This is a genomic window from Collinsella sp. AM31-2AC, assembly GCF_003469285.1.
Taxonomy (GTDB): domain Bacteria; phylum Actinomycetota; class Coriobacteriia; order Coriobacteriales; family Coriobacteriaceae; genus Collinsella; species Collinsella aerofaciens_AT.
In genome coordinates, this window is the sequence record NZ_QSJB01000013.1 from 1 (window position 1) to 25,863 (window position 25,863).

The window sequence follows — 25,863 nt, forward strand, 5'->3', positions numbered from 1 at the left end:
TTGCAGCGACGGACCTCGGGACGCTCTTACACCACGTCTGCGCGCGCCACCCGCCAGCACGACTGTCACAAAGGCCGTGGCCAGAAAATGGCAAAAATGAGTACTGTTACTAATTTTGTAGCAGCGATTTTTGGGTTTCGCTGGGTAAATCTAGCCCTGAATCAGCGATTTGAAGCCTTTGCTAGCTGTTTTCCCATTAACATAACTGAACATGTGTGGTCTAACTAATCCTAGATAGTCGGTTTCATATGAGATTCAGCTGGTAACAGTACTCATATTTGATGTTTTTTGACCAGCAGGTCTCCCCGCCTTAGCAAATCTAAGGCAAAACGGGCTCCAGACCGCTGAATCGTGCCGCATATGGCACGTCCACAGTCCGGAACCCGGTTCAAATTGAGTTATTGCGCCGCGTTAGCCCAAGACACCCGACAGAATCTCGATCAGACTGTCCACGTCGGATTCCTCGCAGACGAGCGGCGGCAGGAAACGCAGCGTATGGGCACCCGTAGCGTTAATCACGGCACCGGCGGCCAGCGCGCGGGCAACAATATCATGCGCGTCGCCCGCGGCATCATCCAAATCACAGCCGAGCATCAAGCCGCGGCCACGCACCTCGGTCACGTTCGGCAGCTTGGCGAGCTTTGCCTCCATATAGGCGCCTACCTTGGCAGCATGGTCGGCATAATCGCCGCGCACGAGCGCGGAGAGCGTCGCGGCGCACGCCGCGACAGCCAAGCAGCTACCGCCAAAGGTCGAGCCGTGGTCGCCCGGCTTAAACACGTCGGCAATCTCCTTCTTTGCTACGACGGCACCCATGGGCACGCCATCGGCAATGCCCTTGGCAAGGCTCATGATGTCGGGTTCCACGCCATAGGTTTGGAATGCAAACGGCTTGCCGGAGCGGAAGATGCCGCACTGGACCTCGTCGGCTATAAGCACGGCGCCCACTTCGTGTGCCAGGTCGCGCGCTGCCGCCATAAACTCCTCGGTCATGGGGTGCACGCCACTCTCACCCTGGATCGGCTCGAGCATCACGGCACATATTTCGCTCCCCAGCTGCTTAAAGATCGCACGCAGTTCATCGATATCGTTGGGCGTACAGGCCACAAAGCCACCCGGCAGCGGGCGGAAACTATCCTGCAGCCAATCCTGCATGGTGGCGGCAATGGTCTCGAGCGTACGGCCGTGGAAGCCGCCGCGCATGCACACGATAGTGTTGCCGCCGTTACCGGCACGCTTGGCGTACAGGCGCGCAAGCTTCATCGAGCCCTCATTGGCCTCGGCGCCGGAGTTGGCAAAGAAGGTCTCCCAAACCTGCTCATCCGCAGCCGGGGCACCAAGAGCAGCTGCCGTGGTCTCATCGCCGGCGGCAATGGCATCGGCAAGCACGCGTGCACCATCTAAGTCGTCGTTGGCAAGCTTGGACAGCAGCGCCGCGACCTGTCCACGCTGCTCGATGTAGAAGTAATTGGAGACATGCATGAGCTTTTTGGTCTGTGCCTCGAGCGCCGAGAGCACAGCCGGGTCGCCATGACCTAGGCTGCACACGCCGATGCCGGCAAGAAAGTCGAGGTACTCACGACCATCGTCGCCGGTGAGCTTCATGCCGTGACCCTCGACAAACTCGACCGGAGAGCGGCCAAAGGTATGCATAACGTAATGGGATTCAAGCGATTGCTGAGCTGCAAGTGACATGGGATGCCTTTCGTTGAGCGCCGGACGGCGCAGGCCTATGGGTGCAGAAATGGGGCGGCTGCGGGTCAGTTAGACTGTCTGAAGCTTCTCAACCTCGTCGAGGTTCTCGGTCAGACGCGCAGCAAACGTCGAAAGCGGATGCGGATGCGTATCGAACTCGTAAGCCGTCTCGGTGGAATGGATCACGGTGCCGACGCCGGCATCGGTCAGCAGCTCCAGCAGCAGCGAATGCGGCGTGGTGCCGTTGATGATGTGAGCGCGAAATACGCCGCCGGCAAGCGCATCGACGGCCGCACGCAGCTTGGGAATCATGCCCTTATCGACCTCGCCGCCGTAGAGCATTTCGTTAACCTCGTCGAGCGTTAGGTTGGAGATGAGTGAGTCTTTATCGCTAAAGTCCTTGTACAGGCCGTCGACGTCGGTCAAAAAGATCGCCTTATGCGCATGCAGCGCCGCCGCAACGGCACCGGCGGCGGTATCGGCGTTGATGTTGAAGAAACCGCCGTCCTCCCCCGCCGCGACGGTAGCGATGACGGGGATGTACTCGCTATCGAGCAGGCGCTCGATATAGTCGGTGTTGACGTGCGTGACCTTGCCTACGCGGCCGAGTTCGGGGTCGAGCGGCTCGGCGATGAGCGTACCGGCATCGCTGCCCGAAACGCCCACGGCCAGGTTGCCGTGATGGTTGAGCGCCGCGACCAGCTCCTGGTTGACCTTGCCGCCCAGCACCTCGCGCACGATATCCATGGTCGCCGGCGTGGTCACGCGCTGGCCGTTCATAAACTCGACGGGGATGTCGTAGTGGCTAAGCGCCTCGTTGATAGCCTTGCCGCCGCCATGCACGATGACGGGGCGCATGCCGATGATCTTAAGCAGGACGATGTCGCTCATCACGTCGCGGCGCAGCTGCTCATCAACCATGGCGGCTCCGCCATATTTGATAACAACCGTCTTGCCGGTCAGGTTCTTAATCCACGGCAGCGCTTCGAACAGCAGCTGCGCGGTTGCTTCGTTGGATTCGCTCGAACGACAATCGCGTGCGAATTTCATAATCTGCCTCGTCTTTCGTATCGTTATCGCGCCGTGCTCCGCTGTCCGCAATCGCGGCAAGATACGCAGCGTGCCTGGAATCTAGGAACGGTAGTCGCCGTTAATGGAGATGTACTCGTGCGTGAGGTCGCAAGTCCACACGGTGGTCGCCGCGTCGCCCGCGCCCAGGTCTGCCGAGATCACAATCTCGGGCGCCTCAAAACGTCGCAGAGCCTCGTCCTCGTCAAAGGGAACAGTCAGACCGTCGCGACAGACAGGCATGCCCATCATGTCGATGGAAACGTCTTCCTGATTAAACTTCACGCCGCACTTGCCAAGCGCCATAGCAACGCGGCCCCAGTTGCAGTCGTGGCCGGCGATGCAGGTCTTAACGAGCGGCGAGTTGGCAACGGCACGGGCGGCGATATCGGCCTCCTCGTCGTTGGCGGCGCCGGTAACGTTGACCGTAACAAGCTTGGATGCGCCCTCACCATCGGCGGCGATATTGCGCGCCAGGCTCTCGCACACCTCGTGCACGGCAAATGCCAACTCGTCAAAGGCATCGGAGCCCTCGACGATAGGCTCGGCATCTGCGGCAGCGGCGCCGGAGGCAAGCATGATGCAGGTGTCGTTGGTCGAGGTGTCGGAATCGACCGTTACCTTGTTAAAGGTCTGCTTGACGGTCGAGAGCAGCAGGGCATGAAGTGCCGCAGGCTCGACGGGGACATCGGTGGTGATAACTGCGATCATGGTGGCCATGTTGGGCATGATCATGCCCGAGCCCTTGCACATTCCGCCTACCGTATAGACATTGCCCGCATGACCCGCAGCCTCACTGACGTAGGACACGGCGTACTCCTTGGAGTGCGTGTCGGTCGTCATGATGGCGCGAGCGGCATCGGCGCCACCGTGGGCGGAGAGCGCCTCGTAGGCAGCAGGAATGGCGGTCTCAAACGTGTCGATCGGCAGAATCTGGCCAATTACGCCCGTGGAGGCGACCAGAATCTGCTGGGGCTCGCAGCCGATGACCTGCGAGGCGATGTTGCAGGTCTCGCGCGCGCAGGCAAGGCCGGTCTCACCCGTGGCGGCGTTGGCATTGCCAGAGTTGACCGAAACGCCGGCAATGACGCCGTAGCCCTTGTCGGCGCCGCCCAAGTTGGCACGGCTCACCTGCACGGGCGCCGCACAAAAGCGGTTAGTCGTAAACACACCGGCCCCGGGGCAAGGCTTATCGGGCACGACGAGCGCGTAATCCAGGCGCTCGGGATTCTTGCGGAATCCGGCATGGATGCCCGCCGCCTTAAAGCCGGCCGCCGCCGTTACGCCGCCCTCTACGGCACGAATCTTGATATCGAACTGCTCAGCATTCATCGTCTTTACGACTCCTTATGTCAAACAAAAAATGGGCATCGGTTGGTGCGCCATGCCAGTCGTGATCATGAGACCAGCTTAAGAGTGGCGCCCCATTCGATACCCGACTACCAAATCGTTAACAATCGAATGTGCTACACCGGGCACGCCACTGTAGGCAAGCCTCGTCGCTCGTCAAAGCCAAAGACGATATTGGCGCACTGGACTGCTTGGCCCGCAGCGCCCTTGCACAGATTGTCGATGGCGCCCGTCGCCACCAGCACGCCCGCGCGCTTGTTGAGCGCGAGGCCAATCTGGGCAGCGTTGGTGCCGACGACCGAAGCCGTCTTGGGCTGCTGGCCGGCATCGAGCACGCGCACAAAGGTGCGACCGGCGTAGAACTGCTTGTAATGGTCGACGACATCCTCAAGAGCCAGCGTGTCGAGAGCCTGCGGCGCGAGCGGCAGCGTCACCGTGGAGAGCAGACCGCGCTTGAGCGGTGCCAGGTGCGGGGTAAAGACGACGCGATCGGTCAGGCCAAGGATTTGCTCAATCTCGGGCGTGTGGCGATGCTTGCCCACGCCGTAGGCCTCCAAGTTCTCGTCGGCGCTGCAAAAATGGGTGCGGGCGTTGCAGGACTTACCGGCGCCCGTCACGCCGCTAATGGCATCGACAATCACGGGACCGTTCTCGGCCACCCAGCCCGCGCGCACGGCGGGCGCGGCGGCAAGGCTCGTTGCGGTGGGATAGCAACCGGCGCAGGCGACCAGCACGGGTTTGCCGTCGGCATGGTCGGATGCGGCGGTCTCCAAGTCCTGGCAGAACAGCTCGGGCAGACCGAAGGCACGGGTCTTGAGCAGCTCGGGGCTCGTATGCTCGGCGGCATACCAAGCCTCAAAAACGGACGCGTCGTTCAGACGGTAGTCGGCCGAAAGATCAAAGCAGGAGACGCCCGATGCAAGCAGCGCGGGCACCTGTGCCATGGCAGCCGTGTGCGGCACGGCCAAAAAGACCGCGTCGCAGTTCTTGAGCTCGGGGGCATCATGCGTCGTAAAGACAAGATCGCTTACGCCGGTGAAGCTCGGGTACACCGCAGACAACGGCTGGCCGGCATCGGCGTTGGACGTAATGGCAGCAAGTTCAAACTCGGGATGACCGAGGACGAGGCGAATGAGCTCGGCTCCGGCATATCCAGCCGCGCCGACGATTCCAACCTTCAAAGACATATCAGACTCCTTGTCTGCGATTTATGCACCGATGCGCATTTCGCAGCGGTCGTTATGAAGTGGGTTGAAACTTTAGCACCAAAAGATGCATGAATACGTAAATGGCTTGCATATTCATGCATTGAAACATTCCCGACACATTCGCTTGAAGGAATTGACAAATGGAGCGGGCCCCGTATTGACCGGCGCTCCTAACGGCGCCGGGCAATACGGGGCCCGCCCATGCGAAAACCAAGTTGTTAGGATGAGCCAGCTGGCTAGAGCTCGACCGGCACCCATTCGTCGTGATTGCAGATAAAAGCCTCGGGATCCTCGACGCTAAAGAAGACGAGCGTGGGGTCGTTAGGCCCCTCATAGTGCTCGCCCAGGTGCTCTAGATGCTTCCACCCGGCTTCGCGCATTTCGCCTAAAGCCCGGTCATCCAAGCCGGCACGCCCGCGCAAGATGAGCCAGCCATGGCCCGGCCACCAACTCGTGGCCTCAAAGCGCTGGTTTTGCAGCAGCTCTTGCCACACATCTTTGGTGCGCGCTGTTACAAACCACAGCTTGCCATCCTGGATCTGAGCAAACGAAAATGGACGTACATGTGGCTGCCCGTCCACGCTCGTCGCCAAGTACCACGCCGGCACCGACGTCAGATACTCCAAAACCGTATTCAATCCGTCCATGCGTCCTCCTGCCACTAGCCAATTTGGAACGGGTAGTTAATTTGAGACGCGCTAGAGCTCCAGATGCTCTTCGCTGCCGTCGATATCGCAGAAGCGGGCGGCGATATTGCGGACCGAGAAAAACGCAAGACGACCGTCGTTGGCGCTCTCATGCTTCTCGCCAATGCCCACCATGTGCTTAAAGCCTGCTTCGCGAACGCGGTCGCTCACCACCGCATCGTCCTCGAGCGCGGCCTCGCCGGACAATACGATCCAGCACTCCCCCGGCTTCCAGCCCGAAAGCTCGAACTTGGGGTTCGCGCTGAGCTCGGCCCACACATCCTTATCGCGCGAGGTGCAAAACCACAGCTTGTCATCATCGACCATGGCAAACGAGAACGGCCTCACGCGCGGCTGATGTCCGTCCGTCACGTCGATCGTGGCGAGATACCACGCCGGAATACGCCTAAGATACGAACAGGCGCGCTCGAGCTGCGCCGTGCGGTCGTTGTCGGTCATGGGAATCCCTTTCCTGCGCTCGAATCGCGCCTAAACAAGTTGAAGATTGATGACGATGACGCAGATGAGCAGCAGCGCTGTCACCACCGCCGCCAACGCATCGCCGCGGCCAAATGCAAGCGCATGCAGACGCGTGCGGCCCTGTTCGCCGTGATAGCAGCGTGCATCCATGGCAGCAGACAACGTCTCGGCATGACGGAACACGCCCGTGAACAGTGGAATCGCCACACTGCCGAGCATACGCACGCCGCCGAGCGGGCCACCCGTTACGCGTGCACCACGGCTTGCCTGCGCATCGGCCGTCTGCTTCATCTCGGTGGCAAACTGCGGCATAAAGCGCAGCGCGATGCCCATGATCATGCCGAGCTCGTGCGCAGGGAGCCCCACACGCGCAAACGGCGCGAGCAGGCGCTCGAAGCCCGCGGTGAGGTCGAGCGTCGGTGTGGTGAGCGTGATGGCGCTCATACCGGCCATCATCAAGGTCAGGCGGCACGCCATAAAGGCGGCGGAATGCAGCGAGCCCTCGCTTATCCGCAGAAAGCCGAGCTGCCACAGGATGCGCCCACTCTGATCGGTAAACAAGTTGAGCACCGCGACCACGACGACGATTGCCAGCAGCGGCGCCATCGACGACAGAACGCGACGAGCCGGCACCCGGGACACGACATAGATCAGCACAACGAAAATTGCGACCGGGGCTAATCCGCGGAAGCCGCCGACGGTCAGCGTCGTGATCAAAAACACAAAGCCCAGGAGCAGCTTGGTGCGCGGATCCAGGCGATGGATCGCGCTATCGCTCGGATAGTAGCTGCCAAACGAAAACGCCTCCATCAGCAACCCTCCTCTCGCGCGACCGTTTCGGATTTGGCCTTGTCCGAGACGTTAGAAGAACCGCCTGAGCGACCGATCGGCAAATCTGCCAACTCGTCGGCCAACGACTCAACCGTATAGAGCCCGCCGCGACGCAGCGGCACGCCCGCTTCCGCGAGCGCCAACGCCATGCGCTGGGCAGCGGGAACACCCAAGCCGATTGATTTAAGCTCATCCGCATGCGCAAAAACCTGAGCGGGCGTGCCCTCAGCAAACACCGCGCCCTCGTTCATCACGACAATACGATCGCAGCAATTGGCAAGGTCATCCATACTGTGTGAGACCATGACGACGGTCAGGCCCCCATGGTGAAGTCGATCGATGAGCTCCAGGAAATCACTGCGCGCCGCCGGATCGAGCCCCGCCATGGGCTCATCGAGTACCAAGACCTCGGGCTCCATGGCAAGCACGCCGGCAAACGCCACGCGCCGCTGTTGGCCACCCGAAAGCTCAAAGGGACTCTTGTCGCCCACCGTGGCCAAGTCGAGGCCCACGCGCGCGAGCGATGACTCAACGCGGCGCGCGACCTCGGCCTGCGACAAGCCAAGGTTGTGCGGGCCAAACGCCACGTCCTGCGTCACGGTTTCGGCAAACAGCTGACGCTCGGGATATTGAAACACCACGCCGACCTTGGCCTTAACCGCGGCGGCATCTTTCTTGTTTGCCAGGTCGAGCCCCAACGCGTAAACGGAACCCTCCTGGGGGCGAATCAAACCGTTGAGATGCTGGACCAGCGTCGACTTACCCGAACCGGTATGACCTGCTAAGCCCAGGAACTCGCCGCGACGCACCGTCAGCGATACATCGCGCAGCGCCCACGGGCTGCTGGGGTCGTTTCCCCAGAGAGCCTGTTTGCTCGATTTGCCCGCAACGGCCGAGCGCTTATGCCAGCGGCGACGCTCGCGCGGACTGAGCGAATAACTGTACGAAACATGGGATAGCTCGATGACGGGCTCCGACGCGTTGCCCTCGTTGTCTACCGGAACAGTGCCGTCAGCGATTTCCAACTGGGACGCGGAAGGCCGCCCTGCGGTGTCTTCCCCACTCCGGTCGGCATATACCTGCGCAATCTCGGCGACCATATCCGCCTCGCGCACCTGCGCATGAACGGGCACGCCCTTCGCACGAAGCGCCGTGCCCAAGCAGCACGACGCCGGCATATCCAGGTTGAGCTCCGCGAGCTCATCTGCCCGCGTCAGAATCTCCTCGGGCGTACCGAGCATGGCAACGCGCCCCGCCCGAAATACCGCGACACGATCGGCCTCGGCGGCCTCTTCCATAAAGTGCGTAATCATCACGATGGTCATGCCGCGATCGTGCAACGCGTGGCAAGCCTTCATGAGGCCCTTGCGTCCACGCGGATCGAGCATCGAAGAAGCCTCGTCCAAGATGAGCACGCGCGGTTCCATGGCGAGCACACCGGCAAGCGCCACGCGCTGCTTTTGGCCACCCGAGAGCGCGTGGGTCTCGTGGCGCTCAAAGCCCACCAGGCCCACGCCCTTCAGCGCCTCGCGTACACGCTGTGCTATTTGTGCCGATGGCACGCCAAGGTTTTCGGGACCAAACGCAATGTCATCTTCGACAAGCGTTGCCACCAGCTGGTCGTCGGGATTCTGGAATACCATGCCCGCGGTCGAACGAATGTCGTAGACCAGCTCGGGGTCGGACGCATCCATGCCGTTGATGCGTACCGTGCCCGCATCGGGCTGCAACAGCGCATTCAGATGCTTGGCAAACGTCGACTTGCCCGACCCATTGCCACCGAGGATGCAGAAAAACTCCCCGTCCTCGATGTTCAGATCGACACCGTCGAGTGCCGACACGGCACCGTCATAGCTAAAGGAAACGCCCCGACACTCAATCATGCGCGGCCTTTGACCTGGTCCTTTTTAGGCGTGATGAGGTTGGAGACCGCCTTGTACACTGCAAGCGTCAATACCGAGTTAAGCACGGTCTTGATAAGGTTGAACGGCAGCACGGCAGGAATCATGAGCGGGGCGATCACATCGACCGAGCCATACCAGAACCAAACGCCGATGGTCAGATTCGCAACCATGGACAGCGCCGTAGCGGCAATAACGCCCAGCACCAGGCCAATCACGGCACCCTTATAGGTATGCATCTTTTGGTAGACGATAGCCGCAGGCAGAATATAGCCCAGCGTGGCAACCAGGTTCATAAGCGCGCCGACCCAGTCACCCGTAGTGAGCGCATGGATAACGATCGCCATGGCGGCAACGGCAGTACCGGCACCAGGACCGTACGCAAACCCACACACCATCGCCGGCACCAGCGACGGGTCATAGGTCAAAAACGGCGCCGAGGGAAGGATGGGCAGCTGCACATACATAAACAGGGCGCCCAAGGCACACATCAGCGCCATGGTAACGAGCTGTTTGGTGCTCCACCTATTCGTGTTCTCAAAATGGATATGCTGCGACTGTTCAGACATAAGATCACCTGCCTCTTTCATCCGGACTCTAACCGTTGGTACTGGGATCTCACCAGTTCAGCCGGCATGCGAACCAACGCACACACGGGTCGCGGACTCATCGGCTCGGCCGCAGGCACCTCGACTGCGCCACGGCACCCCTTTAGCACCGCCCGATTTACCGCCAGTGGGGAATTTCACCCCGCCCTGAAACAGCAATTGCAAGTGTAGCACCAGTAGGCTTTCGCGCAAGTATGCCAAGGGTAATTTATGGCGGGGGAAACGCTCTAGAAATGCGGCCGGGACAGAGCAGCGCGACAATAACGTACCCGCCCATCCCAAAGTGCTGCGCTTTTCGCGGCAAAGCCGCGAAACAGCAAAAGGGAAAAGCCACCGCAACAACCACGTTCCCCATCCATCCCAAAGTAGCGCGCCTTTCGCGCAAAGCGCGAAACAGCGAAGGGGACACGTATCCCTATCGACCACGTCCTTCTCCGCCCGCCGACCTCAAGGCCGTAAACGCAGGGAATCCGGGGGCGTGACGGGGGCTTCTCTCCGGAACATTCCGCAGGACGCAAAGAGGCTCCGCAGCGCGAAGCGCGATGCGGAGCCTCTTTGCATGTCCGAGGACGTTCCGGAGAGAAACCCCGTCACGCCCCCGGATTCCCGGTGGGAGTTCTAGACCTTGTCGGCCTTAGTACATACCGCCGCCCTGCTGACCAGCGGTAGCAGCAGCGATAGCGTCCTCAAGCTGAGTGTTTTTGGGCACATCGGAGACGGTAGCCTCGGTGATGAGGATCAGGCTGGCGACAGAAGCAGCGTTCTGCAGGGTGACGCGGCTGACCTTGACGGGGTCGAGGACGCCCATCTCGATCATGTCGCCCCACTCGCCGTTGGCAGAGTTGAGACCCTGGCCGGCGGGCAGCTCGGCAACCTTGTCGACCACGACAGCGCCCTCAAAACCAGCGTTCTTGGCGATGGTAGCGACCGGAGCGGTCAGAGCCTTCTTGACGATATCGACGCCAATCTTCTCCTCGGGGTCGTCGATCTCGACAGCATCGAGCGCAGGAGCAGCGTCCATGAAGGCGACGCCACCGCCGGCGACGATGCCCTCCTCGACAGCAGCGCGGGTAGCCTGCAGGGCATCCTCAACGCGGTGCTTGATCTCCTTGAGCTCGGACTCGGTAGCAGCGCCGACCTTGATGACGGCAACGCCACCGGAGAGCTTGGCCAGGCGCTCCTGGAGCTTCTCACGGTCGAAGTCAGAGGTGGTGTTCTCCATCTCGCCCTTGATCTGAGCGATGCGGGCGTCGATGGCCTCCTTGGAGCCAGCGCCGCCGACGACGACGGTGTTGTCCTTGGAGATGGTGACGGACTTAGCGGTACCGAGCATATCAGCGGTGATGTCAGCGACCTTCACGCCCAGCTCGTCCAGAGCAGCCTGGCCACCGGTGAGGACGGCGATGTCCTCCAGGATGCGCTTGCGGCGATCGCCGTAGCCCGGGGCCTTGACGGCGCAGACGTTGAGGGCGCCACGAATCTTGTTGAGGACAAGGGTCGGCAGAGCCTCGCCATCGATGTCCTCAGCGATGATGAGCAGGCCACGGCCAGCGCGCTGGACAGCCTCGAGAACAGGCATGATGTCCTGGACGCTGGAGATCTTCTGGTCGGTGATGAGGATGTACGGATCCTTCATCACGGCCTCCATGCGGTCGTTATCCGTGACGAAGTAAGCGGAGACGTAGCCCTTGTCGAACTGCATGCCCTCGACGGTGTCGATGGTGATGTCGAACGTCTGGGAATCCTCGACGGTGATGACGCCGTCCTTGCCCACGACCTCCATGGCCTCGGCGATCTTCTCGCCGACCTCGGGGTCACCGGCGGAGATGGTACCGACGGAAGCAATCTGCTCCTTGGTCTCGACCGGCTTGGCCTGCTTCTTCATCTCGGCGACGGCGGCGTTGACGGCCTTGTCGATGCCGCGACGGATGGCCAGCGGGTTGGCGCCAGCGGCGACGTTGCGCAGACCGTCGTTGACGATGGCTTGAGCGAGCAGGGTTGCGGTGGTGGTGCCGTCACCCACGGTGTCGTTGGTCTTGGTGGCGACCTCCTTCACCAGCTGGGCACCCATGTTCTCGATGTTGTCCTCGAGCTCAATCTCCTTGGCGACGGAAACGCCGTCGTTGGTGATGGTCGGGGCACCAAACGTGCGCTGCAGAGCAACGTAGCGACCCTTGGGGCCCATGGTGACGGTAACGGCGTCGGCCAGAGTGTTGACACCCTTGGCGAGCTTAGCGCGGGCATCGGTGTTGAACGTAATGTTCTTTGCCATGGTAGGTAATCCTCCAAAAGAAAAGTGACTCGCGTCGCCGCTTCCGAGTCCTATGCGGCGGGCGCGTTCAAAGACGAATCAGAGATTCTGACGAGACTAGGCCTCGACAACAGCGTAGATGTCGTCGGCGCGCATCAGCAGATACTTCTCGCCGTCGACCTTGACCTCGTTGCCACCGAACTTACCGTAGATGACAACGTCACCGACCTTGACGTCCATGGGGATGCGCTCACCCTTGTCGTTGACCTTGCCGGCACCAACGGCAACGATGGTGCCGCGCTGCGGCTTCTCCTGGGCGTTGCTGGCGATATACAGACCAGAAGCGGTCTTCTGCTCGGCCTCGTCGGGCTTGACCAGAACACGATCTGCAAGCGGCTTCAAAGACGACATGCTTGTCTCCTCCTTTTTGGGCCGCGTGGTTATGCCACGCGAATTAACCCTTTTTGTTTGCGTACGCGTTGAATGGTACCCACGAATGGCGGGTTATACAACACGGAGTCAAAAAATCTTATTTTTTGGCACTTAGATTTTCTGAATGCCGGGGGGATAACTTAGCGATGCCTCCCGTGTGGCTCCGGAGGGGCGGGGCATAAGGTTTCCTGCTCGGGCAGTCCTGCTCGCACGAAGGCCACATTAAGTGGCCTTCGGCTCGTGCGGGACTCGCGATAAACCTTATGCCCCGCCCCTCCGGAGCCACACGGGAGCCAGGTTAACTAATTCGGACCCGGCATTCAGAAAAGTCAGTGCAGCAAAATGGCGATGCGGATGGTGCGAATAAGAAAGGGACACGTTGCTGAAACGTGCCCCTTATGAGTGGGGTATGAGGTTAGCGCTCGTAGATTAAGTTACCTGCCAGGTAGGTGGCCTGAACCTTGGTGGCTTGCAGCTCTTGGGGGTCGATGGTGAGTGGGTTTTGGTCCAGGACTACCAGGTCGGCGTACTTGCTGGGCTCCAGACTGCCGAGGTTTTGCTCGTCGCCCGCTGCATAGGCGCTGCCCAGGGTGTAGTTGCGCAGGGCTGTTGCCGCGTCGATACGCTCACTCGGTAACCAGCCGCCCTCGGGCCAGTGGCTTTTGGGGTCTTGGCGCGTGATAGCCGTGTAGAGCACGTTCATGCTGGTAACGGGCGTGATAGGGCTGTCAGTACCGAAGGCTTGGCGAATGCCGCGCTGCTTATAGGTTGCAAACGGCCACATGATGCGGCTGCGCTCCATGCCCAAATCGCGCTCGGGGCCGCCCGGGTCGAGCGTAATGTGACAGGGCTGACTCGAGGCAATCACGTTGAGCTTGCGCAGGCGGTCGATGTCCTCGGGCAGGAGGTTCTCCAGATGCTCGAGTGTGTTATGGCCGTGCTGGGGCAGGCCGTACAGGTCGGCGGCCTCCTCGAAGATATCCAGCGCGGCATGAATCGCACCGTCGCCGATGACGTGGATACGCACAGTGTGGCCGCGCTCCGCAGCCGCCAGAACCAGCTTACGCATGCGCTCGGCAGGAACTGTCAGACGGCCCTGGTCGCCCGGGAAGCGCGGATTGGTATAGGGCTCGGTGAGATATGCCGTGTGTTCGCTCGACACGCCGTCGAAGAACTGCTTAAAGCCTGGCGCCGAGAGCAGCGCGTTGTTCGCGTAGCGGGTCTGCAGCTCTTCCAAGCGCAACTGGTCATCCAGCAGCGTGGGGAACAGATGGGCTCGGATGCCCAACTTGCCGGCTGCCTGCAGTTTGTCGTAGACATCGTCGCGGATAAAATCGCAGCCCGGCATGGGCATGAGCGACATGTCGCAGATCGAGGTGATGCCCTGCTCGGCCATACGCCTCATTTGATCGGCGTAAGCGCTTGCAATGCGATCCTCCCCCAGCCACTCAAGGCAGCGCGGAAGCAGCTGCATAGCGGCCGCCTCGTGAGCGATACCCGTGAGCTCGCCGTTTGCATCCTTGTCGTAGCTACCACCCGCCGGAGGCTCGCTGTCGCGTGTCACGCCGAGGGCTTCGAGTGCGCGGCTGTTGAGCCACAGCGTGTGCCCGTCGCCCGAATACATAACGCAGGGGCGATCGGGGAATGCCGCATCGAGCGACGCCTTGGTAGGATGCGCGGGCGGGTCCCAACGGTAGTCGCGCCAGCCCTGCGTCACAACCCAAGCGTCATCGGGCAGGTCCTGGGAAAACTCGAGCGCGTGCTGCACCAGCGCCGCCTCGGACGTGCCCATATCCATGAGCATGTACGGCGAGGAGCCGACCGAGGTATGGAAGAAGTGCAGATGAGCGTCATGGAAACCTGGGCAGACAAACTGCTCGCCGTAGTCGATAACCGGCGTGGCGGCAGGCGCGGCGGCAATCACGTCATCGGGCGCACCGACTGCGACGATACGGTCGCCTGCGATGGCAATCGCCAGCTCGCGGGCGGTATCGATGCCGTCTTGCGCGGTAAAGACGTTCTTGGAGCGGATAATCCGATCGATATGTTGCATGGGCATCCCCATCTCTGGCAGGAAATTCAACACCCCCGAGTGTACTCCCCCGCCCTTGTAACAAAACCCCAAGCGGCAAACGGCAACTTTACCAGCCCTAGCGGCAGGTGGCATACTGGAGAGAGCCTGTACGATTTTGCGATCAACCCAGCAAGGAGCAAATCGACCATGACGAAGACCAAGGCACAGCAGATTATGGCGGCGACCGAAGTGCGAGCGGCTGACGACGTCACCGCAGCCATCCAAGATATCGCTACCGAGTTTGAACCCTATATCATCAAGCAGCGCCGGCACTTCCATAAGCACCCGGAGCTGAGCCTTGCCGAGGAGCGCACGACTTCTGACATCGCCAACCAGCTCGACGCCATGAATATCCCCTACGAGCGTCCCCTTAAGACGGGCCTTGTGGCGACCCTTCGCGGCACCGCGCCCGACTCCTATCGCGAGGACGGCACGCCACGCCGCCGCATCCTGCTGCGCGCCGACATCGACGCCCTGCCCGTCACCGAGCAGACCGGCGAGGAGTTTGCCAGCGTCAACGAGGGCTGCATGCACGCCTGCGGCCACGACTGCCACATCGCCATGATGCTCGGCACGCTGCAAATCCTGCGCCATATGACCGACGACATCCACGGCGAAGTCCGCATCGTCTTCCAACCCAGCGAGGAAAACGGCCAGGGCGCCAAGCTCATGATCGGCACGGGCGTGCTCGACGGCGTCGATGGCGCCTACGCCGCGCACATCTGGAGTGAGGTCGACGCCGGCACCGTGAGCTGCGAGCCCGGACCGCGCATGGCCAATACCGACTGGTTCCGCATCGACGTCCGCGGCACCTCGTGCCACGGCGCCATGCCCCAGCGCGGTCACGACGCCGTTATGGTTGCCGCCGAGATCGTCAACGCTCTGCAGACCATCGTTTCGCGCGAGATCAGTCCCTACGAGCCGGCCGTCATTACCGTCGGCGAGCTGCACGGCGGCACCGCGCGCAACGTTATCGCCGGCACGGCCTACCTCGCCGGCACGGTGCGCACCTACGGAGATTCGACCCACGAGGAAATGCCGGAGCTCATGCGCCGCATCGTGGAGCATACCGCGGCCGCCTTGGGCGCCGAGGCAGAGCTCACCGACTACACCATCGCCAATTACAAGGTCGAAAACGATGCCGCCTCGAGCGAGCGCTGCCGCCAGGCAGTAATCAAATGCCTGGGCCCCACCGGCCAAGGCCATTATCGCGGCACACTCTCGGGTGAGGATTTTTCGGAGTACCTGCGCCGCGTACCGGGCGTGCTCGCCTTTGTTGGCACGCGCAACCCCCAGATTGGCGCCACGTACGCTCAGCATTCCTGCTTTTACAAGATCGACGAGACTGTGCTGGCAAAAGGCTCCATGGTGGCCGCCCAGTATGCCATCGACTTTTTGGCCGAGCCCACGCAAGAGGAGCTCGACGGACCCGCTATCGCCGCGGTCGCCGAGACCAACCCCGACCTCGCCGCCAAGTTGCGTTCTGCTAAGGCCACAGCCGCCGAAGCACGCGACGCCATGCACGACGCCCGCACGGCTCGCCACGCCGCGATCAAGGGCATCCACGATGCACGCGCCGCCGCGCGCCGCGAGGAGAAGCACGACGAGTAGCCGATTCGCGACCGTCTCGCAGTCATAGCCACATCGCGATAACAAAGCGGGGGCGGACGTTTCGACACGTCCGCCCCCGCTCATTTGTCAAGCGCTATTTCTACCGTTTCTACCCCGTCCCCAAATGGCAGGTGGCAGGGTTACTCGTCCTGCGGGTCCTCGTCGGAGCTTGGCGCAGGCTCGGGCTCAGGCACGGGCGCGGGCTCAGGCTCAGGCTCGGGCTCGGGCTCGGGCTCGGGCTCAGGTTCAGGCTCAGGCACGGGCTCGGGCTCGGGCGCGGGCTCGGGCTCGGGCTCGGGCGCAGGCGCCGCAGCGGAATCGGATACGGGCGCTGCGTCGGCGCTAAAACCAGCCGGAGCAGACTTCTTCTCAAACGGCAGCACAAAAGTCAGAACGTCGTCCTTGTCCTCGTCGGCCCACTCGCTTGCGTAGCGCGCAACCCAATAGCCAACGGCACGGTGCTTGAGCATCTTGCCAAAGACCGTGAGGAATACCGTGACAAACGCCGTCAGCACCAAGAACAATACGAGCGTGATGCCACCGCCGGTAACAAGCGCCTCAATAGCCGTAGGACGGTAGTAGTAGCTATACATACCGACAGAGGCAATGGTGCCAAAGACGAACGTCAGGATCCAGGTGACAACGTTGGCGACCAGGCCCGTCAAAAACTCGGGAAGGAACGAAGCGCAGAACAGTTTGGTCTTGTTGTGCTTAAAGGCCGCCCAGACCTTATCGAGCGAAAACGCGCTCTCGACACGACCGGTCACCGCAAAGTGCATCACGGCAATGTCGGCGAACATCTTAAAGAAGACCCCCAAGACCGCCGTGGCAATCATAGCCAGGACAAGCAGGCCAAGCGAGCCAAACAGCGCTGCCTCGAGTGCATAAGAGCCGTAATACGAATACGAGCCCGCGGCGCCAATTACCACGCTCTCCACCAGCGAAAGCACTACACCGATAACGGGAATGGCAGCGATAACCTCGAGCACGACCGAGATAACGCTCGAAAAGACTCCGAGGCCAAACGACGTGGAACGCATGAGTGGACGATCCATACCGTCATCAACCTTGAGCGACAGATCGCGACCCCACTCAATACCAAAGCCGGAACCACACACGCTCGCAATGCAAGCTGCCAAAAAGCCGATGGCAGCCGCGATACCGCCGATAACGGGAATGAACAGCACGAGCACCGACACAACACAAATCAGCGCCGGCAAAAAGGCGATCTGGCACACGCGCTGCAGCACGCCCGGCGTTTTGGTCATGTCCTCAAACGCCTGAGCCACACAGCCCTTGGACGCATTCGCCACGGGCGGTTGCGGAACAAACTGCTGGGGCTGACCCTGAGGGGCAGAGGCTGCGGCACCGGCATTGGGGGCACCACACGCACCACAGAACTTATCGTTGTCGCCCATGGGGGCACCACACTGCGAACAGAACATCGAGATCATCCCTTCGTATCTTGAGCGAATCATCTGGATCGCAAACGATGTCTTTGGCATCATTATCACCCAATGTGGGGACAAATACTCCAACATGACGCATTTGCAATGCGCAGGGCGCTATTCGATTGTTTGATAAGCTCGACCGCGCTAGTTCGTTCCGCGGAAACCCTTGCCGACGATCTCGGAGCTGTCGACGATCGTGATAAAGGCACCCGAATCGACTTCGCGCGCATAGCGGCGCAGTTGCACGGCCTCGCGACGGCTTAGCACGCTCATGATCACCGTCACGCACTTGCCCGAGAAAGCACCGTAGCCGCGGCTGATAGTCGCCGTACGGTTGAGATGCTTGACGATAAACTCCTCGACCTTAAGGGGCTCGGAACAAATGACCGTGCAGACCTTACGCAGGTGGATGCTCTCGATGGCTTTGTCGACCACGAGCGTCTTGGCAAACAGGCCGAGCACGCAGTACAGACCGACGCGCGGACCGTACAAGAAGGCCGCGATGGTCACGATGCCGATATCGACCAGCAGCAGCGCACGGCCGATCTCAAGCGTCGTGCGACGTTTGAGGATCATGGCGAGAATGTCCGTGCCGCCCGTCGAGGCACCAATATCAAAGACGATGGCGCTGCCGAGCGCCGGCAGAATCACGGCAAAGCACAGGTCGAGCCACATATCGCCCGTCATCGAGACATCGGTCGGAATAAAGAGCTCAAACAGCGAAACATAGGCGGACAGCGCAAACGAGGCAAAGACACTCCACAGGATTGCCTTGCGCTCCAAAAAGATAAAGCCCAGAACGACCAGGACCGCATTGATAATCCACATAAAGACGCCGACGGGCAGGGTCGGGAACAGCGTGGACAGAATGACCGACACGCCCGAGGTGCCGCCAAAAGCAAAGTGATTAGGGGTTTTAAACGCGACGATGGCAAAGGCCGTGAGGATCAGGCCCAAATTGAGCTCGGCAAAAAAGCGCGGAAAGCCCGGCTCCTGGCTGCGCTTGCGACCAGCGCGCTCGCCCCGCTCGATAACATCGCGATCGACCACGCGCTCCATCGGCACCACGGGAGGACGATGCACCTCCTCGGCAGCACGCGACGCCGCCTCTGCCGCAGCGGCCTCAATTGCCCATGCCTTGCTTTCTGTTTCGTGCTCGTCGGCCATTACGGCAACCCCTCGTTAACAATTTGGAAACAATGCGCCCATTAGAGTAACGCGGAACGTGGGGATTGCAACCCTTAGTTAGACGAGCGGTATGACTATATCGGGAGCGTACAAAAACGGCCGGCCACGCTTTTGCTTGCGCGGTCGGCCGTTTAATGTTTTCGCAGATAAAACCTGCCAAAACAAACCTGTCCCTTTTTGGAAGGTTATTCGTGCTGGCTGGTGCGGTGCTCGTACTCCTCGGGGGTGATGACATCCTCGATGCGCAGGTTGACGCCCGCCACCTCAAGGCCGGTCATCGCGGCAAGGCGCTCGGTGACACGTGCCTTAACATCGTCGAAGATCGCGGGCGCATAGGCGCCGTACTCGATGATGACGGAGATGTTGACGACCACGCGATTATCGTCGGTGACCTCGACCGTCACGCCCTTGGTCAGATTCTCGGCACCAAACTGCTCCTGCACAAAGTGCATGAGGTTACCCTTCATGCCCAGAACGTGCGGAACCTCGCGGGTGGCCATGGCAACGATCTTCTCGATCACGCCGTTGGAATAGGTCAGCGAGTCCTCGGACTCATCCGCTTCCTCGTCGTCCTCATCCGTATCGGACTCGGCCTCGACGAGAGCCTCATCCTCGAGCGTCACATCCTCAGCTTCGGCGACGACCGCCTCGTTCTCCTCGAGCTCGGTATCGGCTACATCGACCTTCGTATTAAAAGCCATGGTTCCTCCTTATGCCTGCCGCGGATGCGACAGTCGAATACATATTAGCGGCCGCTAAACAGACGGCCGAAGAAGTTGACGATCCCGTTCTCGCCGTCGCGAATTTGGCCGATCACAGCGCCGATCAGCACGAAGAATGCAATGACGAGCGTGTCCCACAGGCCCAACGTGAGCACCAACACGGCGAGGATAAAGCCGGCGACGGCGCCGAGCGTGGTGTTGGGATGACGCACAGCATAGCTCCAGATGGCAGCGCCCGTACCCTTGATGAGACCCATAGCCTCGTCAAAATCCGCGGCTGCCGCGTCTTGTAACTCGGTTGCCTCTGCTTTGGAATCAACAGGTTCGCTCGCCGACGTGGCGCTCTGGTCAATCGTCAGGCGCGGCGTACGAGCGGTCTTATCTTGATTGGTATCACTCACCGGAAACCTCCACGGTCTGGACGGTAGTCTTGGACGGCAAAAAACGGACGCGCGCGGTCGTACCCGGCGCGCCGAGCATGGTATCGCAGGCTTCTTCGATGCGCTGCTGCATCGCGGTAGCCAGAGATGCCACGTCCTTATCGTCAAGCGCGATAGCCTCGACCTTAAAACGGACGTGCGAATCGTCGGGGCCTTGGACGCGAGCCTCGACATGCTCGACCATCACGCGGTCGTCGCGCCCGGCAGCAACCCTGGCGCACGAAGAAAGCGCCGCAAGGGTAACCTCGATATTGCGCTCCCCCGCCGGATGCACGCAGGACGGTTCGCGACGGGCGAACATCAGGCGGAAAAAGCTCAGCAGTACGCCGATCGCCACGACGCCGGCGCACGCCGTCACGACGATGCGCGGCATGGGGTCGCGCATCAGCAGCATAAAGCGATACGTATACGGCCCCCAAAACTGGCAGACAAGCGTACCCAGTGCCACGATGGTGGCGGCAAGATACACGATCGCTAGGGCTCGTTTGAGTACGCGCACGCGGCGCTCCCTTCAAATCTCGGTTCTCGAAATGCAGAACGGTTCGCATCATTATAAAAGAGCCGGGTCCGGTGCTCTACGCACGCGGATCCGGCTCATCTATTCCACGAGACTTGCATGCTCGCTTCATTATGCCCAGATATGCACGGCTCAATCCGTGCTGGCGCTACTCCTCCTCGAGGGCAGCGATGACCTCGTCGGTCATGTCCATGGTGCTGTAGACGTCCTGGACGTCGTCGAGCTCCTCGAGACGGTCGATGAGGCGCTGAACCTTCTTGGCGTCGGTACTGGAGACCTCGGTCGGGGTGGTCGGAACCATGGTGGTCTCGGAACCCTTGACCTGGACGCCCTGCTCCTCGAGTGCCTTGGAGACAGCCATGACGTCGTTGGCAGCGGTCCAGACGATCCACTCCTCGCCGGCGTCCTCGTAGTCCTCGCCACCGGCCTCGGCGATGGCCATCATGAACTCATCCTCGTCACCGGCAGCACCGTTGGCGATCATGGTCTCCTTCTTGGCGTTCTCGTCCAGGATCTCCTTGGCGACGACGATCTGTCCCTTGCGCTCAAACTGGAAGGCGACGGAGCCGGAGGTGCCCAGGTTGCCACCAGCGTGGGAGAAGGCGGAACGGACATCGGCGGCAGTACGGTTGCGGTTGTCGGTCAGGCAGTCAACATAGACGGCGACACCGGCGGGACCATAGCCCTCGTACACGATGTTCTCGTAGACGGCGGCATCGGCACCCGAACCAAAGGCCTTGTCGATAGCGGACTTGATCTTGTCCTTAGGCATGGACTGAGCCTTGGCCTTGGCAACGGCAGCGGCGAGGCTGGCGTTGTTCTCGGGCAGCGGGTCACCGCCGAGACGGGCAGCAACGGTGATGTTGCGGCTGAGCTTGGAGAAGAGGGCGGAACGCTTGGCGTCCTGCGCGCCCTTACGATGCTTGGTTGTGGCCCACTTAGAGTGTCCGGACATACGTGTCTCCTATCGGTTTCGACCTAAAGCCCAGCGCAGATGCTCGGGCAATATAAACAAACGTCGTTATGATATACCTACTGGCCTGCGAGATAAACCCCAAAATGAAGGCGTCGTGATGATGCCACCCTTTGGTGCAAAGAGACCTGACCCCAATGCACCAAGTTAGGACCAGAGGAAGTCACTGCGGGTGACGGTGGCGCCGATGGCGAAGGGCATGCAGGCGATGACCGGATACAGGTAGCGCATGTAGGTCGAGCCGTTGCACGGACCAATCAGGCACACGGCGAGCACGCCCAACAGCGGCACCCAGATCGCCAGCGCACGCCATGAATGACGACGCAGCAGGTAGACCACCACGGCGATCATAATCCACACATAGGTGGCCGAGCTCATGGTGAGCGAAATAAACGGGATGCGCTGCACCGCCACACGGTACAGATTGATCAGGTGGTCGCACCAGCGCACCACGTTGCTGTCAACCGGATGGAAGTCGAAGTACTTGAGGTTGTCGGGACGCGCCATGATCTCGGCACTACGCGCCGTGCTGTAGACCCAGGCATCGCGCGCGCTCGGATAAAAGTAGCCGTAATAGTTATTGATGAGCGCCGAGATATAGCACTCGGGATCCTTTTTGAACATCTGCGCCCAGACCTCAAAATAGGCCTTGATGTCCTCCTGCGAGGCGTACTCGTTAAAGCAGTTCTTGACGGCATCCGACTTATCCGGGTTGTAACGGCGGCCCAGATTCTCGTACTTGAGCACCCGGTCGATCACGGCGCGCTCCTCGTCGGTCACCAAGCCGTCGCAAGGAGCCTCCACGATGGTGCCGTCCTCCTTTACCGTGGGGTTGACGCCCGAGTTGAGGCCGTCGTGCTTTTGGACGAAACGAGCCGTCTGTTGGAACGGAATCGAGAGGATTTCGCGTTTGGAGCCGGGCGTAATGTCGTGCGCCGGCATAAAGACCTTGGTGAAGTACATATTAGAGGCAAGGCAGAGTGCGAGCACCGCGAGGACGCCAACCCAGCGGAAGCGCGGCGTGGCGCATGAGACCGCGGTGCCCGTCTGCTTAGCCGCACGACGGGCGACATGTACATCCCATGCGCAAAACGCCGCCGCAATCACGCAGGCCGCCAACGGAAAGACCAGACCGCCATTGCGCAAAAACGTGGAACCCATGGCAGCCAGCGCAAGCAACAGCCAGTCGTGGCGCGCAAAGAGCACGGGCCTCTGTTCGCCCGCACGCTCGGCATTGGCATCACGACGGGGCAAGCCACATGCCACGAGCTTGACGGTCTGTACCAGCAGCACCAAAAACGCGTCGGCAAAGAGCACGTCTTTGGTGAGCAACGCCGCGTAGTTAGAGAACATCGGCATAAACGCAAAGAACAGCAGGATCGCACCGCGAACCGGCAGGCTCACGCCCAGTTTGCGCAGCGACGAAATGGAATAGGCCATGCAGGCAGCCGTGATGACAAATTGAGCGCAGGTATAGATGATGAGGCCCGCGTTAGCGCTGTTGAACAGCGAAAGCCCCAGTTGAACGCACGAGCCGATAATGGCCGTGTGCACTACGGGATGATGCCCGTTGAGCAGCACGTTGGGGTTGAGTAGGCGCAGGTAGTCGCTCGTGCCGTTGGGATAGTTGAACCACTGGCGAATCTGCGCACCCGTATCTCCCATAAAAAGGCCGGGCAGCGAAGCGATGAGCGTGGGCGCCCAGGCGATCATAAGCACCAGGAAGGGCCCGGCAAAGGGATGGACCGAGAGCACGGCGTGAGCCACACGCCATATGCGGCCAAAGTGCGCTTCGGAAAACGGAATGCGCCGAGAGCTCAGCCAATCTAGACACTCAAAAGCCAGGTAGAAGGCAACGATCGCCAAGAGCATCCAGCCCGCGCCGCCAATCCAGGCGCAGATGATGCGGGCCTTGTCGCCAAGAACAATCTCGGCCGAGTCGGCGAGGTCGTAGCTGCGGCCGAACACCATGCAGATGGCGAAAAACAGCGACGGCAGAATAATCGATGGGCGCCAGGTGTCGCCACGGCCAAAGAACACGTAGCGAAACGGCAGCGTGAGCAGGCAGGCAAGCGCAAGCAGCATGACCGCGTCGGTATGGCCGGCAAACGAGAGAAGCACCTCGTAGCACACGTACAGCATGCCCGAGGCTTTGGGGTCAATCGCCAAGACTGCGTTGCTCGAGACCGGCGCGGGATCGATGGAAAACGCCGTGGTCGCCAACAGCGCGAGCAAAAATGCGATGAGCGTCTGCTTGGCGGGGTAGCGCTTAAACCAAACGATGCGGGCAGCGTCGCGCGCAGCCGTTGTGGAGAGGTCGGAATCCTTCACAGTCCGAAAGCCTTTCTAGAAACCTGCCAAAAAGGGACAGGTTTATTTTGGCAGGTTTTATCTGGGGAAACGTTACGGTTTTGTCATCGTTGCCCAGCGAACCACCACAAAGGTATCTGTCCCCTTTATGGTGGTTAGGCGTCCAGGTAGATGCGCTGGGGGCGATTGCGGCGTCGGGCGAAGATGATGAGCGCCAGACCGGCGATCACAAGCGGTAAGCTCAGCAGCTGGCCCATGGTGATGACGCCGCCAAGCAGATAGCCCAGCTGGGCATCGGGCACGCGCACAAACTCAATCAAAAAGCGAACGATGCCGTAGCCCATCACAAAGACGCCCATAAACGTACCCTGGGGCAGCAGCGGTTTTTTGCGACTGAGCACCTGCAGGATGCAAAAGAGCACAATGCCCTCTAGAAACGCCTCGTAGAGCTGGGAGGGATGGCGCGGCATATCGCCCGCGGTGCCGCCAAAGACCACACCCCAGGGCAGATCGGTCGGCTTACCCCACAGCTCGCCGTTGACAAAGTTGGCACAGCGCCCCAGGCACAAGGCCAGTGGCGCGCCAATGACGGCAAGATCGGCCAAAGTCCACGCATCGAGCTTATACATGCGGCACACGATGATGCCGCCCAAGATGCCGCCGACTAGGCCACCGTGGAAGCTCATGCCGCCCTCGTTGGTGGCAAAGATCTCGAGCGGGTGGGTCCAATAGTAGCCATCGCCGTAAAAGACGACGTAAAACAGGCGCGCGCCGATGATGAGGCCAAAGACCGCGCCGACCACGACGCTCGTCAGGTCATCAATCGTAATGTTGAAGCCCCAACGACGCTGCGTGCGGTACATAACGACCGCCGTGAGCAGAGCACCGACCACGTAGGCCAGGCCGTACCAGTAGATGGTGATGGGGCCCGCCGAGATCGCGACGGGATCAAGCATATGGTAGAGGTCGTTGAGCATATCGATCCCCCTGCTCCCTACATACAAATGCGGCCGCGGGCCTTACGCTCGCAGCCGCATATTTGGGCGTAACGTCTATGCGAAGCGTACCGTCCGCAGCTTTCGCATCTTAGAACGGCGCGTACTCGTCGTACAGGTCGTCGGTCTCGCCGGAGGCATTAACCTGCTCGACACGGGTAACGCCGGGCACATGCTCCTTGAGGATACGCTCGATACCCATGGACAGGGTCAGCGCGCTCATAGGGCAGCCGGCGCAGGCACCCTGCAGCTCCAGTTTGACGACGCCCTCGTCGTCAACACCCACATACTCCATATCGCCGCCGTCGGCCTGCAGGTTGGGGCGAATCTCTTCAAGAACCTTCTTAAGCAGCTCTTCGTTAACAGCCACAGGGGCTCCTTTCTCACAATAACGCGGGCACGCCCGCGGACAGGGGCTATGTTACTACAGCCATGTACCCGCTCACGAGCCATCCATGCGCGCGGACACGACTTTCACGAGCAGTCAATTTGGGACGGGGATCTTTTAGCTGCCTGTTGTTACCAGCTGGCATTGTCACGCGCTACTGCTGAGCCTGCCCCTCGGTACCGATGTGAACATCGACGATAACCTGGCGGTAGCTAATACCGCAGGAGTCGAGAATGCGGCGGCTGATGCGGCCGTCGTCGGTGTCGGCGTACTTGTTGTCCAGGTAGACAACCTCGCCCACACCCACCTGCGCCAAAATCTTGGCGCAGTCGTGGCACGGGAACAGCGTGACGTAGACCGTGGAACCCTCGAGGTCCTTGAGCGAGCCACGGTAGTTGAGCACGGCGTTGGCCTCGGCATGGACCACGTAGTTGTGCTTGTCCTGCAGCGGGTCGTCGCTCGTACCCCACGGGAAAAAGTCGTCGTTGAGCGCCGAGGGCGTACCGTTGTAGCCCACCGAAAGGATACGGTGGTTGGTGCTGGCGATGCACGCACCCACCTGCGTGTTGGGGTCCTTGCTGCGGCGCTGTGCGGCGATGGCCACGCTCATAAAGAACTCGTCCCAGCTAATGACGTCCAGGCGCTTGCCTGACGAAGTTTGATGAAGATCGTCCGACATGGCAG

The 25,863-nt window shown here is 60.8% G+C and carries 24 protein-coding genes and 1 riboswitch; of the genes, 2 read left to right on the forward strand and 22 right to left on the reverse strand.

The window, feature by feature from the left end:
- On the forward strand, positions 1-228 hold a 228-nt coding region (locus tag DW796_RS10660; protein ID WP_222847477.1), incomplete at its 5' end, for a hypothetical protein.
- A gap of 183 nt (positions 229-411) precedes the next feature.
- Here DW796_RS10660 and DW796_RS07215 read toward each other — a convergent pair.
- From DW796_RS07215 to DW796_RS07270, 12 genes are all read right to left on the reverse strand, one after another.
- Entirely contained in the window at positions 412-1,695 is a 1,284-nt protein-coding gene (locus DW796_RS07215) for an aminotransferase class III-fold pyridoxal phosphate-dependent enzyme (RefSeq protein ID WP_118094706.1), read from the reverse strand.
- A 69-nt stretch (positions 1,696-1,764) separates the two neighbouring features.
- The gene (gene argB, locus DW796_RS07220) at positions 1,765-2,745 is read right to left on the reverse strand and encodes an acetylglutamate kinase (RefSeq protein ID WP_089572540.1); all 981 of its coding nucleotides are present in this window, start codon (positions 2,743-2,745) and stop codon (positions 1,765-1,767) included.
- An 81-nt stretch (positions 2,746-2,826) separates the two neighbouring features.
- Positions 2,827-4,095, reverse strand: a complete 1,269-nt coding sequence (gene argJ, locus DW796_RS07225) for a bifunctional glutamate N-acetyltransferase/amino-acid acetyltransferase ArgJ (RefSeq protein WP_089572541.1) — start codon at positions 4,093-4,095, stop codon at positions 2,827-2,829.
- 134 nt (positions 4,096-4,229) lie between these two features.
- Complete coding sequence (gene argC, locus DW796_RS07230) at positions 4,230-5,300, reverse strand: N-acetyl-gamma-glutamyl-phosphate reductase (protein WP_055252304.1); 1,071 nt, start codon at positions 5,298-5,300, stop codon at positions 4,230-4,232.
- Between the two features lie 257 nt (positions 5,301-5,557).
- Positions 5,558-5,968, reverse strand: a complete 411-nt coding sequence (locus tag DW796_RS07235; protein ID WP_055252303.1) for a pyridoxamine 5'-phosphate oxidase family protein — start codon at positions 5,966-5,968, stop codon at positions 5,558-5,560.
- 51 nt (positions 5,969-6,019) lie between these two features.
- Complete coding sequence (locus DW796_RS07240) at positions 6,020-6,466, reverse strand: pyridoxamine 5'-phosphate oxidase family protein (protein ID WP_118094707.1); 447 nt, start codon at positions 6,464-6,466, stop codon at positions 6,020-6,022.
- A 30-nt stretch (positions 6,467-6,496) separates the two neighbouring features.
- A complete protein-coding gene (locus tag DW796_RS07245) occupies positions 6,497-7,297 on the reverse strand; it encodes an energy-coupling factor transporter transmembrane protein EcfT (RefSeq protein ID WP_118094708.1) in 801 nt (266 codons plus the stop codon).
- Entirely contained in the window at positions 7,297-9,201 is a 1,905-nt protein-coding gene (locus DW796_RS07250) for an energy-coupling factor transporter ATPase (RefSeq protein ID WP_118094709.1), read from the reverse strand. Before DW796_RS07250 ends, DW796_RS07245 begins: the two co-directional genes overlap by 1 nt.
- Positions 9,198-9,788, reverse strand: coding sequence for an ECF transporter S component (locus DW796_RS07255; RefSeq protein WP_055252299.1), 591 nt, complete (start codon positions 9,786-9,788; stop codon positions 9,198-9,200). The genes DW796_RS07250 and DW796_RS07255 overlap by 4 nt, the downstream gene beginning before the upstream one ends.
- 5 nt (positions 9,789-9,793) lie before the next feature.
- Positions 9,794-9,986: riboswitch (FMN riboswitch) on the reverse strand.
- 475 nt (positions 9,987-10,461) lie between these two features.
- Positions 10,462-12,099, reverse strand: coding sequence for a chaperonin GroEL (groL, locus tag DW796_RS07260; protein ID WP_006234938.1), 1,638 nt, complete (start codon positions 12,097-12,099; stop codon positions 10,462-10,464).
- Positions 12,100-12,195: 96 nt separating this feature from the next.
- Positions 12,196-12,489: a co-chaperone GroES gene (gene groES, locus DW796_RS07265; protein ID WP_022094351.1), complete on the reverse strand. Its 294-nt coding sequence runs from the start codon at positions 12,487-12,489 to the stop codon at positions 12,196-12,198.
- A 436-nt stretch (positions 12,490-12,925) separates the two neighbouring features.
- Positions 12,926-14,563: an amidohydrolase gene (locus DW796_RS07270; protein ID WP_233539700.1), complete on the reverse strand. Its 1,638-nt coding sequence runs from the start codon at positions 14,561-14,563 to the stop codon at positions 12,926-12,928.
- Positions 14,564-14,731: 168 nt separating this feature from the next.
- Between DW796_RS07270 and DW796_RS07275 the strand changes: the two genes are divergently transcribed.
- A complete protein-coding gene (locus tag DW796_RS07275) occupies positions 14,732-16,195 on the forward strand; it encodes a M20 family metallopeptidase (protein WP_118094710.1) in 1,464 nt (487 codons plus the stop codon).
- A gap of 140 nt (positions 16,196-16,335) precedes the next feature.
- Here DW796_RS07275 and DW796_RS07280 read toward each other — a convergent pair whose 3' ends face one another.
- From DW796_RS07280 to DW796_RS07325, 10 genes are all read right to left on the reverse strand, one after another.
- Positions 16,336-17,640 (reverse strand): zinc-ribbon domain-containing protein, encoded by a 1,305-nt coding sequence (locus DW796_RS07280; RefSeq protein WP_158567710.1) that lies wholly within the window; start codon positions 17,638-17,640, stop codon positions 16,336-16,338.
- A gap of 150 nt (positions 17,641-17,790) precedes the next feature.
- Positions 17,791-18,813 (reverse strand): YitT family protein, encoded by a 1,023-nt coding sequence (locus DW796_RS07285; RefSeq protein WP_118094712.1) that lies wholly within the window; start codon positions 18,811-18,813, stop codon positions 17,791-17,793.
- Positions 18,814-19,019: 206 nt separating this feature from the next.
- Complete coding sequence (locus DW796_RS07290; RefSeq protein ID WP_055251999.1) at positions 19,020-19,535, reverse strand: Asp23/Gls24 family envelope stress response protein; 516 nt, start codon at positions 19,533-19,535, stop codon at positions 19,020-19,022.
- A 44-nt stretch (positions 19,536-19,579) separates the two neighbouring features.
- Positions 19,580-19,957, reverse strand: coding sequence for a DUF2273 domain-containing protein (locus DW796_RS10665; RefSeq protein WP_231500738.1), 378 nt, complete (start codon positions 19,955-19,957; stop codon positions 19,580-19,582).
- A complete protein-coding gene (locus DW796_RS07300) occupies positions 19,950-20,495 on the reverse strand; it encodes a hypothetical protein (protein WP_118094713.1) in 546 nt (181 codons plus the stop codon). The genes DW796_RS10665 and DW796_RS07300 overlap by 8 nt, the downstream gene beginning before the upstream one ends.
- 166 nt (positions 20,496-20,661) lie before the next feature.
- A complete protein-coding gene (locus DW796_RS07305) occupies positions 20,662-21,468 on the reverse strand; it encodes a YebC/PmpR family DNA-binding transcriptional regulator (RefSeq protein WP_118094714.1) in 807 nt (268 codons plus the stop codon).
- A gap of 165 nt (positions 21,469-21,633) precedes the next feature.
- Positions 21,634-23,817: a DUF6020 family protein gene (locus DW796_RS07310; RefSeq protein WP_233539701.1), complete on the reverse strand. Its 2,184-nt coding sequence runs from the start codon at positions 23,815-23,817 to the stop codon at positions 21,634-21,636.
- Positions 23,818-23,951: 134 nt separating this feature from the next.
- Positions 23,952-24,773 carry a prolipoprotein diacylglyceryl transferase gene (gene lgt, locus DW796_RS07315; protein WP_118094715.1) on the reverse strand — a complete coding sequence of 274 codons (822 nt, stop codon included), beginning with the start codon at positions 24,771-24,773 and terminating at the stop codon, positions 23,952-23,954.
- A 109-nt stretch (positions 24,774-24,882) separates the two neighbouring features.
- Complete coding sequence (locus DW796_RS07320; protein ID WP_117637654.1) at positions 24,883-25,161, reverse strand: NifU family protein; 279 nt, start codon at positions 25,159-25,161, stop codon at positions 24,883-24,885.
- Between the two features lie 172 nt (positions 25,162-25,333).
- Positions 25,334-25,858: a dCMP deaminase family protein gene (locus tag DW796_RS07325; RefSeq protein ID WP_099432128.1), complete on the reverse strand. Its 525-nt coding sequence runs from the start codon at positions 25,856-25,858 to the stop codon at positions 25,334-25,336.
- Between the last annotated feature and the right edge of the window lie 5 nt (positions 25,859-25,863).

Coding starts and splice junctions, on each gene's coding strand:
- DW796_RS07215 (WP_118094706.1), bottom strand. CDS start 1,695: ATGTCACTTGCAGCTCAGCAATCGCTTGAATCCCATTACGTTATGCAT.
- argB (WP_089572540.1), bottom strand. CDS start 2,745: ATGAAATTCGCACGCGATTGTCGTTCGAGCGAATCCAACGAAGCAACC.
- argJ (WP_089572541.1), bottom strand. CDS start 4,095: ATGAATGCTGAGCAGTTCGATATCAAGATTCGTGCCGTAGAGGGCGGC.
- argC (WP_055252304.1), bottom strand. CDS start 5,300: ATGTCTTTGAAGGTTGGAATCGTCGGCGCGGCTGGATATGCCGGAGCC.
- DW796_RS07235 (WP_055252303.1), bottom strand. CDS start 5,968: ATGGACGGATTGAATACGGTTTTGGAGTATCTGACGTCGGTGCCGGCG.
- DW796_RS07240 (WP_118094707.1), bottom strand. CDS start 6,466: ATGACCGACAACGACCGCACGGCGCAGCTCGAGCGCGCCTGTTCGTAT.
- DW796_RS07245 (WP_118094708.1), bottom strand. CDS start 7,297: ATGGAGGCGTTTTCGTTTGGCAGCTACTATCCGAGCGATAGCGCGATC.
- DW796_RS07250 (WP_118094709.1), bottom strand. CDS start 9,201: ATGATTGAGTGTCGGGGCGTTTCCTTTAGCTATGACGGTGCCGTGTCG.
- DW796_RS07255 (WP_055252299.1), bottom strand. CDS start 9,788: ATGTCTGAACAGTCGCAGCATATCCATTTTGAGAACACGAATAGGTGG.
- groL (WP_006234938.1), bottom strand. CDS start 12,099: ATGGCAAAGAACATTACGTTCAACACCGATGCCCGCGCTAAGCTCGCC.
- groES (WP_022094351.1), bottom strand. CDS start 12,489: ATGTCGTCTTTGAAGCCGCTTGCAGATCGTGTTCTGGTCAAGCCCGAC.
- DW796_RS07270 (WP_233539700.1), bottom strand. CDS start 14,563: ATGCAACATATCGATCGGATTATCCGCTCCAAGAACGTCTTTACCGCG.
- DW796_RS07275 (WP_118094710.1), top strand. CDS start 14,732: ATGACGAAGACCAAGGCACAGCAGATTATGGCGGCGACCGAAGTGCGA.
- DW796_RS07280 (WP_158567710.1), bottom strand. CDS start 17,640: ATGTTCTGTTCGCAGTGTGGTGCCCCCATGGGCGACAACGATAAGTTC.
- DW796_RS07285 (WP_118094712.1), bottom strand. CDS start 18,813: ATGGCCGACGAGCACGAAACAGAAAGCAAGGCATGGGCAATTGAGGCC.
- DW796_RS07290 (WP_055251999.1), bottom strand. CDS start 19,535: ATGGCTTTTAATACGAAGGTCGATGTAGCCGATACCGAGCTCGAGGAG.
- DW796_RS07305 (WP_118094714.1), bottom strand. CDS start 21,468: ATGTCCGGACACTCTAAGTGGGCCACAACCAAGCATCGTAAGGGCGCG.
- lgt (WP_118094715.1), bottom strand. CDS start 24,773: ATGCTCAACGACCTCTACCATATGCTTGATCCCGTCGCGATCTCGGCG.
- DW796_RS07325 (WP_099432128.1), bottom strand. CDS start 25,858: ATGTCGGACGATCTTCATCAAACTTCGTCAGGCAAGCGCCTGGACGTC.